Below are 9,227 nucleotides of genomic sequence, written 5' to 3'. Positions count from 1 at the left end.
AAGTGGCGGTCCGAGGCTTTGGCATGTCGTGTACCCGCCGCGAAACACCCCTTGCGCGCGCCGAGGCCTCGAGTTCCGTCACATCGACCGCGACATCGAACCTTAGCAGCATAAGCTCCGGCCTCAGGCGATTCTGGCGTTCCGGAATAGGGTAGCGAACCCCATTAGCGGCTGGCGGGAGCTATCAAAGGTAGGTCAAATCCTTCCCTTGCGGCGGTGCAACAACCGCAATAGCAACTAATTAACCAATCGGAGCGCAACCCTGATGCGCCATATTGGCAATAATCCAATTGCGGATCAGGCCCGATGCCGTCGTTAGGCTTCGGCGGGCTGATTTCAATATCAGGGGCCGTCGCGGCGGCTTCCCAAAGGGATCCAACATGCGAAGAATGACAATCATTGCCATCGCCACGGTGCTGGCGAGTGCATCGGCCTTTGCGCAAAGCCCGGGTAGCGCCATTACCGCACCCCTGCCCTCCAAAGCCCTAGCCACGGCCCCGGCGGGCGGGGCAAATCCCGCGCACCTCGTTCCGGCAAGGCCGGCAGCCGCCAGCCCCGCATCACGTTCGGCCGCGGCCCTGGCGCTTTCGCCCGAGCCGACCTACGACGAAGGCACGGCGCAGCGAATCAAGGAGGCAGCGCTGAGTTATTCGGATCTGGCCGTGCGCGGCGGCTGGCCGGCAATTCCCGCCGACGCCGAATTCGCAGCCGGCGTGCAGGGGCCCCACGACAATCTGCTGCGCCAGCGTCTCATCATCAGCGGCGATCTGGTCTCGGACCGGACCTCCGGTCCCTACGACGACACCCTCACCGACGCCGTCAGGCGTTTCCAGTCGCGCCATGGCCTGGCGCCGACGGGAATGGTGACCCCGCGCACGCTTGCCGCCCTCAACGTTCCGGTGCAGAAGCGGATCAGGCAACTGGAGGCTTCGCTGGAACGCCTCGCCAACATGAATTTTGCATTCGGGCAACGCTACGTGGTCGTCAACCTCCCGGCGGCGTTCGCCGAGGCGGTCGAAAACGACAGGGTGATGCGGCGTTATCGCGTCATCGTCGGCAAGACCGAAAAGCCTTCGCCGACGCTGACAGCCGAAATCACCAGCATCAACCTCAATCCGACCTGGACCGTCCCGTCATCGATCGCCAAAACCGAAATCTCGGCGCATATGCGAAGGGATCCCGGCTATCTCGCCCGCATGCATATGGAGGTGCTCGATGCGCACGATGCTGCCATGGACCCGCGATCGGTGGACTGGTCCGGCACGCGCACGCCGAACTTCACGGTGCGTCAGCAATCCGGCACCTGGAACGCGCTTGGCGCGCTGAAAATCGACATGCCGAACGCCTATGAGGTCTACATGCACGACACCAACCAGCGTAACCTGTTCAGCGATGACTACCGCTTCGACTCGCATGGCTGCTCGCGGGTCGACAATGTGCGTGACCTCGCCGCCTGGCTGTTGCAGGCGGAGATGCCCAGATGGAATCGCGCCGCGATCGATGCAGCCATCGCCACCGGCGAGCCTCTCGACATCCCGCTGCCGAAAAAAGTCCCGGTGGCCTGGGTCTATCTCACGGCCTGGATGACCAGGGATCAGACCGTTCAGTTCCGCAACGACATCTACGACCAGGACGAGCAGTTGCTGGAGGCCACCGCTGAAGAAGCGGCGTTCTTCAGCCAGGCCGCCAATCATCCGCTGACCGCGCATCTGGCGCCGTAGGCAAAGCGGGATTCCCGGTCTTAAGAATTTGGGTTCATCGGGTTGCGCGTGCTCGATGCACCTCTCCCACAAGGCCGGCACAAGGCCGGAAGGGGAGAGGTGGCCGCCATTGCCGGAACACCTGAGCAATGCTTCATTGCAGGTGCATCACCCCAATCCCGAAAGCCGCCCCATGCTCGACGCCCCCAAGGCTACCGAAAAATCCTTTGCCGATGGCAAGATCCTCAAGTGCATCAGCGACGGCGTCGGCGTCGTCACCTTCAACAACCCCGAAAAACGCAACGCCATGTCGCTCGACATGTGGGAAGGGCTCGGCCATGCGCTGATCGAACTGCGCGACGACGCCGAGGTGCGCGTCGTCATCCTGGTTGGCGCCGGCGACAAGGCATTTGTCTCGGGCGCCGATATCAGCCAGTTCGAAAAAACCCGCCACAATGCCGAGGCGTCGGAAGAATATTCAAAACGCAGCGCCGCGCCGCGCGCTTTGCTCGCGGATTATCCAAAACCGACCATTGCCTGCATCCGCGGCTTTTGCCTCGGCGGCGGCATGCAGGTGGCGATGCTGGCCGACATCCGCATCGCAGCCGAGAACAGCCAGTTCGGCATCCCCGCCGCCAAACTCGGCATTGCCTATGGCTATGACGGCCTCAAGCATCTGGTCTCGCTGGTCGGACCATCCTGGGCGCGGCTTCTGATGTACACGGGCATGCGCATCGATGCCGCCGAGGCTTTAAGAACCGGACTGGTGGAACGCGTGGTTCCCGACGCCGAATTGTGGAATGCGACCACCGAGATCGCCCGCGCCATTTCGCACAACGCGCCCCTGGCGATCAAGGCCGCCAAGCTCACTATTGCGCAAGTGCTGAAAGACCCCGAGGAGCGTGACATGGTCGCGATCAAGGCGATCGGCACCGCCTGCATGGACTCGGAGGATTTTCGCGAAGGCCGGCGTGCGTTCATGGAAAAGCGCAAGCCGAATTTTGTCGGGCGATAGCGCACAGTCCGCAGCACGAATGGAAGCATACCGGATCCGCGCGACGCGCTCCCGGCCGGCCAGCCTTGACGCGCGCTACCTGTGCGTGCATTGTCATGACATTAGCTAACCGGGCAGCCTCGGACCTGGCGCCCTCTCAATTGCCAAGGCCTCGCGACCATCGTCTGATCGCAATCGTGAAAGGACTCGCGCCATGTTGCTCGTCACATTCCACGGCGGATCTTCCGGCATCAACAACGTCTATGCCTACCACACGGACGGCAAGCTCAAGACAAAAGAGGCGCTCGACCATTCGAAGGATCTCTCGGAGTTGCGCGCGATGGTGCTGGCCAACGGCCTATTGTATGTCGCCAATGGCGCCAAGTCGGAAAGCGCCGTGCTGGCCTATAAGGTGCCGGATTCCGGCGCATCGACGCTCAGCGCTTCCGATCTGAAACAGCACCTGTTCACGTATGCGTCGACGCTGATCGCTTCAAAGTTGAGCAAAGAGGGCCATTTCGAAACGTCGATCGCCCATCCGTTCGGGATCGTGTTCGAGAACGCAACGACCTGCTACACATCGAACCAGGACACCAATGTGGTGAGCCAAGTCAGCGTAGGCGACGGCGGTGAGAGCGGAAGCCTGGGTAAGGGGTGCCAGTCCGCCTACCTGAACCGGTCGTTTCCCAACGGCACTTTTCTGGACGGCACTTATGTAGCGTCGCAGGTCGGCACCTTGCGCGATGTGAGTGTCGAAGCGACGCCGGTGGATCATGCCCATGGCGGACTTGGGGTGAGTTTCGAGAAAAAAGACGAAGACAAGGGCAAAAATCCAAAGGTGAAGAACTCGGTGCGCGACGTGGCCATCGCCAACGGCATGCTGTTCGTGTGCGATGAACCCGAGAAGGTCGTCGACCTGTATTTGCTGACCGACGGCAGCTACCTTGGTTCCAGCAACGGGCTTGACGAGTCGCCCACGCATCTTGCGATCGACAATGGCGGCCTCTATGTCAGCGCCGGATCGAAGCTCTACTGGGGGCTGCTGCAGCAGTCGCCGGCGTCGTTCGCCTTGCAGCCAATCGATCTGACGCCGCCAACCTCGGACAACAAGACCAACAAGATCGGCGGCATCTCGTTCGACGGCTTGTCACCCGCCACCGTCTACATTCCCTTTCAGGCGGGGACCGGCGGCAATACCCCGGGAGGGTCGATTTACAGCTACAGCGTAAGCCAGCAAACTCCGTCGACATTGCCTGTCCTGTCCAAGCCGGCAGAGTTGGTCTCGTCGTTGACCGACACCCCGGAATTCGTGCTCTATTGGTCAGACGGATCGTGACGTCGCGGGATTTGAAGCCGCCGGGCCGCCGACTGCGTGGGGCGAACATCTCGGTCGCCCCCCGGCATGGTGCATGCGCTGCGCGCTGGCCGTCTCCCCTATAGCGCCGCCAGCACCGCCTTCGCGACATCGGCGGTGCCGTTGCTGCCGCCGAATTCCATCGGCTTGACGCCATCGGCATAGACCTTGTCGACGGCGCGCTCGATCCGCTCGCCGGCCTCCGCCGCGGCTTCCAGACCATGCTTGTCCGCGAGCCAGTCCAGCATCATCGCGGCGGAAAGAATCATGCCGGTCGGGTTGGCCTTGCCCTGCCCCATGATGTCGGGCGCGGTGCCATGGCACGGCTGGAACACCGCATGCCGATCACCGATATCGGCGGAAGGCGCCATGCCCATGCCGCCGATCAGGCCGGCGGTCATGTCGGAGAGGATATCGCCGAACATGTTCTCCATCACCATGACGTCGAAATCCCAGGGCCGTTTTACCAGAAGCGCAGCGCAGGCGTCGACATAGAGCCGGTCGGCCGTAACGCCGGGATGGCGCTTGGCGGCCTCGTCGAACATCCCGCGGAAGAATGCGAAAGCCTTGAACACGTTGGCCTTGTCGACGCAGGTCAGCGCGCCCGGCCGGCCGCGCGCCTTGCGCCGTTCGGCCAGCCGGAAGGAAAATTCGAACAGCCGCTCCGAGGTTTTGCGGGTGATGACGAGGGTCTCGCGCGCCTCGCTATCGGTAACGACGCCCTTGCCCATCGAGGCAAACAGGCCCTCGGTGGATTCGCGGATGACGATGAGGTCGATGCCGCGCCGTTCGGCGCCGACGATCGGGCTCGGCACGCCCGGGATCAATCGCGCCGGCCGCACGCCGGCATAAAGATCAAAATGAAAGCGCAGTTCGACCTGCGGCGCGATTTCGGTGTTGTCGGGATAGCGCACCGAAGGCAGACCGCAGGCGCCGAGCAGGATCGCGTCGGCCTCCTCGCACAGCCGAATGGTGCTCTCAGGCATCGACCTGCCGGTTTCGAGATAATGGTTGGCGCCGGCGGGCGCCGCGCTGAAGCGGAACTGCAGATCCGACTTCGCCCCGATCTTGCGCAGGATTTCGAGCGCCGGCGCCATCACTTCGGGGCCGATACCGTCGCCGGCCAGCACGGCAATGTGGAACGCGTCATTGACGGACATGGGATTTCCTCTGGATAAGGGGCCTCACGGCGTCAGCACCGCGCGGCCGACCAGCCTGCCCTGCTGCAGATCGGCCAGCGCCTGGTTGGCCCTGGCGAGCGGCATCGGCGTCACCGGTATAGGCGCGATGTTCTTGGCGCGTACCAGATCGAGCAACGCCTGGGTCTCCCTGAGGTTGCCGACATAGCTGCCCTGGATCGTAATGGCCTTGATCGGAATCAGCGGCAATGCCCACGGCGCGCCGCCGCCGAATAGGCCGACGATCACCAGCTTGCCGCCTTTTGTCAAACAATCGAAGCCGAGTTGCGCGGTCTTGGCATTGCCGACCAGATCGATCACGGCGCGGATCGGGCCACCGGCCTTGGCCGCGAGTTGCTCCAGCGCGTCGGGCGCGCCGCCGTCGACGGTGGCGAGCGCGCCGGCATATTCTGCGGCCTCGCGTTTGCGCGCGTCGATGTCGACGACAATGGCGCCCTTGCCGCCCATGGCCTTCAACAGCGACAGCGCCATCAGGCCGAGACCGCCGGCGCCGAAGATGACGATCGGGGTGTTGAAATCCGCCTCGACCTTCTTCAGCGCGCTGTAGGTGGTGACGCCGGAGCACGCATAGGGCGCTGCGGTGACGGGATCGAGCCCCCGCAAATTCAGAAGGTACTTCGGATGCGGCACCGTCATGTGATCGGCATAACCGCCGTCGCAGTAGACGCCGATCGAATTGGGTTTCAGGCACATGTTCTCGTCGCCGGCGAGACAAGTCGCGCATTTGCCGCAGCCCAGCCAGGGATAGACCAGCGCGACGTCACCGACGGAAAGACCGCTCTTGTCGGCGTCCGTGACCTCCGGCCCGAAGGCAAGCACTTCGCCCGTGGTCTCATGGCCCATCGTGCGCGGCAGCGAGACGCCGCGATCTCTGAGCGACAGCGGTTTGCGTCCGTGGCCGAGATCGTAGCCGCCTTCCCAGATATGCAGATCGCTGTGACAGACCCCGGCCGCCCTGACCTTGATCAGGACCTGAGTTCCCGAAGGCTGCGGCGTCGGCTGGTCCACTTCCGTCAAAGCAGCATTGAAATCACTGACCTGGAAACTCTTCATCGCTTCTCTCCCGTCGATGGTCTTGTTGTTGCCGGCAGATTGCCACGTCTACCCATGCACCGTCGAGGCCGGCTGGTAGTCTTGATCCGGTGCGGGGTGCCCTTGCCCTCAGTGCAATGCCGCCCGCAGCGGCTCGCCCGAAAAGGTCCAGATTTCAGCTGCAGCCGCGAATTCTTCGCTGCGCCGTGACCCCTGAATGGCGCGGCTCGGCCCGGGGAGCCATTGAGCCGGCGCGGCGGCTTGAATCTGGCAGGCCGGCCTTCCATTTCCTGCAGCAGCCAGCGTGGAACCGTTCTTGCATCATGAAACTTATGGATGATGAAACTTATGGATGATGAAACTTGGGGATGCGAGAGGACCTTGTTTGAGAGTTTTGTTCGTTACGACTGAGATGGACGACTTCGTCCGGGTGGGCGGGCTCGCCGCCGTTTCGGCCGCTCTCCCGCGCGCACTGCGGCTTCTCAGCGACGTCCGCATCCTGCTGCCCGGATATCGCGACGTCGTCGAACAATTCAGCCACATTGAAATCATTGGTTATTGCGCGGCGGTGGCGGAAATGCCGGCCTGCTCGCTTGGCTTGGCATCGACCAAAGACGGCCTGCCGGTCTACATCCTGCTCTGTCCGCAACTATATGACCGTCCCGGCAATCCCTACGGCGATGACTCCGGCCGCGACTGGCCTGATAACGACGTACGCTTTGGGCGATTTGCCGCAGCGGCGGCCCAGCTGGCCGCAGGCAGTCTGGACAGAAACTGGGCAGCGGACCTGGTCCACGCCAATGACTGGCAGGCTGCGCTCGTGCCGGCCTACCTCGCCTGGAACGGCATCAAGATCCCCTCCATTCTGACCATCCATAACCTCGCCTATCAGGGCCTGTTCCCGAAAGAGGCGCTGCGCCGGATCGGCGTGCCGGAGGCATCTTTCCATATCGACGGCCTGGAGTTTTACGACAAGCTGTCCTTCCTCAAGGGCGGCCTCGTTTACGCTTCGCACCTGACCACCGTCAGCGAGACCTATGCCCGGGAGATCACCACGCCGGAACTCGGCTGCGGGCTTGAGGGCCTGCTCTCCCGCCGCTCCGCGGCCGCGCAATTGACCGGGATATTGAACGGCATCGATGAAAGCTGGGATCCGCGGCTCTGCGTGCAATTGGCGCAGCCGTTTGCCGCAGGCGACTGGGAAGGCAAGCGAGCGAACTCGGACTACGTCCGCCAGCAGTTCGGACTGGCGCTGTCGCGCGGTCCGATTTTCGGCCTCGTGGCCCGCCTCGTGCATCAAAAAGGCATCGATCTCGTGCTGTCCGCGGCCGACCAGATCATCGAGGCCGGCGGCCAGATCATCGTTACCGGCAGCGGCGAGCCCGGAATCGAACAGGCGCTGGTCGATGCGCACCGGCGCAGACCCGATGCGATCGGGGTGGCCATCGGCTTCAACGACGGACAGGCCCGGCGGATTTTTGCCGGCAGCGATTTCACGCTGATGCCGTCGCGCTTCGAGCCTTGTGGACTGAGCCAGATGTATGCCCAGAAGTTCGGTTCGCTGCCGATCGGGCACCAGACCGGGGGTCTGGCCGAAACCATCACCGACGGCGAAACCGGGTTTCTGTTCGACCGGCCGTCGACCGAATCCTTTCTCGGCGGCGTCCGCCGCGCCTTTGCGGCCTTCAAGGCGAAGGATCGCCTCAACTCCATGCGCCGCAGGGCGATGTCGCGGTCGTTCAGCTGGGACATTTCAGCGGCCTGCTACGGCGCGCTTTACAGGAAGGCGCTGTCGTCCTAAGGCGGCCCGGTCCCCGCAAGTCACTCCGCCGCCGCCGGCATGATCTCGATCTGGTCGTGGAGGATGACGCCCGAGAGCGGATCGAATTCGCCGACCCATGGCGAACGATCGAGCACCGCCTTGGTGTGGGCATGGCCTGCATGCCAACGCTGCATGATGCCGGAGGGGCTGAAGTCGATGTCCTTGGTGTGGGTCTCGCGATCGAGTTGCGGCGCCAATAACCGCACCAAATGCATCCGGGTCTTGCAACCATATCCCGCCAATTCCCGCACCGCGTCGCTGTTGCGCTCGGATTCGGGTATCCGCGCCGCCAGCTCGCCGATGATGTGCCGCAGGCGATGGGCCTGTTGCTGGCGCACGATCTGGCTCGCAATGCGGCTCGAATACTGCACGTCCTTCTGCCGGTTCAGCACCTCCGCCATCGTGGTCGGCTCGGGCCCTGACGGATTCCACATGTTGACTGCGAAGATCAGTGAATCCTTGCGGGGGTTGTCGTCGAAGACCACCTCGGTCGGAGTGTTCGAGAGGATGCCGCCGTCCCAATAAAGCTCGCCATCGATGCGGACCGCGGGAAACGCCGGCGGCAGCGCGCCCGATGCCATGACGTGCTTGACGCCGAGGCTGCAGTCGCGGCTGTCAAAATAGCGCATCATGCTGCTTCGGACATGGGCAGCACCCACGGTCAGCCGCGGCCCTCCGCTGTTGACCAGATCGAAATCGACGAGTTCGCCGAGCGTCTGCTTGAGCGGCTCGGTCGAGTAATATCCAGCCTGCTCGGCGCCAAGCGGAAAATCGGCGCCGGCATGGGCAAGCAGGTTGGGTTTGAAGAACCCCGGGATGCCATTGGCGACCGTCGACCAGTAGGACAGCTGGTCGCTGAAGCCTGGAAACCCGCCGGCGAAGCTAAAGATCGGGCGCTGCTCCATCCGCTTCCAGAACTCGCGCAATCGCGGCAGGCGGTCCTGGAGCGTGTTGCCGGCGATCAGGCTCGCATTGATGGCGCCGATCGACGTACCGATGACCCAGTCCGGTGCGATGCCGGCTTCATGCAGCGCCTGGTAGACGCCGGCCTGATATGAGCCCAGCGCGCCGCCGCCTTGCAGCACGAGAACGACCTGACCGGGGAGCGTCCTGCCCAGCGACCCGA

At 63.3% G+C, this 9,227-nt stretch carries 7 protein-coding genes; 4 read left to right on the top strand and 3 right to left on the bottom strand.

What is annotated here, in order from left to right; all coding sequences use genetic code 11:
• The first annotated feature begins 380 nt into the window (after positions 1–380).
• From ABSG20_RS22220 to ABSG20_RS22210, 3 genes are all read left to right on the top strand, one after another.
• The gene (locus ABSG20_RS22220; protein ID WP_423866662.1) at positions 381–1,721 is read left to right on the top strand and encodes a L,D-transpeptidase family protein; all 1,341 of its coding nucleotides are present in this window, start codon (positions 381–383) and stop codon (positions 1,719–1,721) included.
• Positions 1,722–1,893: 172 nt separating this feature from the next.
• A complete protein-coding gene (locus ABSG20_RS22215; RefSeq protein ID WP_423866661.1) occupies positions 1,894–2,715 on the top strand; it encodes an enoyl-CoA hydratase in 822 nt (273 codons plus the stop codon).
• 193 nt (positions 2,716–2,908) lie between these two features.
• Positions 2,909–4,030, top strand: a complete 1,122-nt coding sequence (locus ABSG20_RS22210; RefSeq protein WP_423866660.1) for a hypothetical protein — start codon at positions 2,909–2,911, stop codon at positions 4,028–4,030.
• A 98-nt stretch (positions 4,031–4,128) separates the two neighbouring features.
• On the opposite strand, the gene ABSG20_RS22205 is transcribed toward ABSG20_RS22210, so the two are convergent.
• Together ABSG20_RS22205 and ABSG20_RS22200 are read right to left on the bottom strand one after the other, a co-directional pair.
• Positions 4,129–5,208: an isocitrate/isopropylmalate dehydrogenase family protein gene (locus ABSG20_RS22205; protein ID WP_423866659.1), complete on the bottom strand. Its 1,080-nt coding sequence runs from the start codon at positions 5,206–5,208 to the stop codon at positions 4,129–4,131.
• A gap of 24 nt (positions 5,209–5,232) precedes the next feature.
• Positions 5,233–6,300 (bottom strand): alcohol dehydrogenase, encoded by a 1,068-nt coding sequence (locus tag ABSG20_RS22200; RefSeq protein WP_423866658.1) that lies wholly within the window; start codon positions 6,298–6,300, stop codon positions 5,233–5,235.
• A 364-nt stretch (positions 6,301–6,664) separates the two neighbouring features.
• Here ABSG20_RS22200 and glgA point away from each other — a divergent pair, with 364 nt between their 5' ends.
• Complete coding sequence (glgA, locus tag ABSG20_RS22195; RefSeq protein ID WP_423866657.1) at positions 6,665–8,080, top strand: glycogen synthase GlgA; 1,416 nt, start codon at positions 6,665–6,667, stop codon at positions 8,078–8,080.
• Between the two features lie 20 nt (positions 8,081–8,100).
• Here glgA and ABSG20_RS22190 read toward each other — a convergent pair whose 3' ends face one another.
• Positions 8,101–9,219: a patatin-like phospholipase family protein gene (locus tag ABSG20_RS22190; RefSeq protein WP_423866663.1), complete on the bottom strand. Its 1,119-nt coding sequence runs from the start codon at positions 9,217–9,219 to the stop codon at positions 8,101–8,103.
• Positions 9,220–9,227: the final 8 nt, after the last annotated feature.

Source organism: Bradyrhizobium sp. (genome assembly GCF_049512235.1).
Taxonomy (GTDB): domain Bacteria; phylum Pseudomonadota; class Alphaproteobacteria; order Rhizobiales; family Xanthobacteraceae; genus Bradyrhizobium.
Note: the sequence above shows the minus strand (reverse complement) of the source record. Positions and strands in the feature narration are given on the sequence as shown.

Bases quoted from the DNA above. Each gene is read 5' to 3' on its own strand.
- ABSG20_RS22220 (WP_423866662.1), top strand. From the start codon at position 381: ATGCGAAGAATGACAATCATTGCCATCGCCACGGTGCTGGCGAGTGCA.
- ABSG20_RS22215 (WP_423866661.1), top strand. From the start codon at position 1,894: ATGCTCGACGCCCCCAAGGCTACCGAAAAATCCTTTGCCGATGGCAAG.
- ABSG20_RS22200 (WP_423866658.1), bottom strand. From the start codon at position 6,300: ATGAAGAGTTTCCAGGTCAGTGATTTCAATGCTGCTTTGACGGAAGTG.
- ABSG20_RS22205 (WP_423866659.1), bottom strand. From the start codon at position 5,208: ATGTCCGTCAATGACGCGTTCCACATTGCCGTGCTGGCCGGCGACGGT.
- ABSG20_RS22210 (WP_423866660.1), top strand. From the start codon at position 2,909: ATGTTGCTCGTCACATTCCACGGCGGATCTTCCGGCATCAACAACGTC.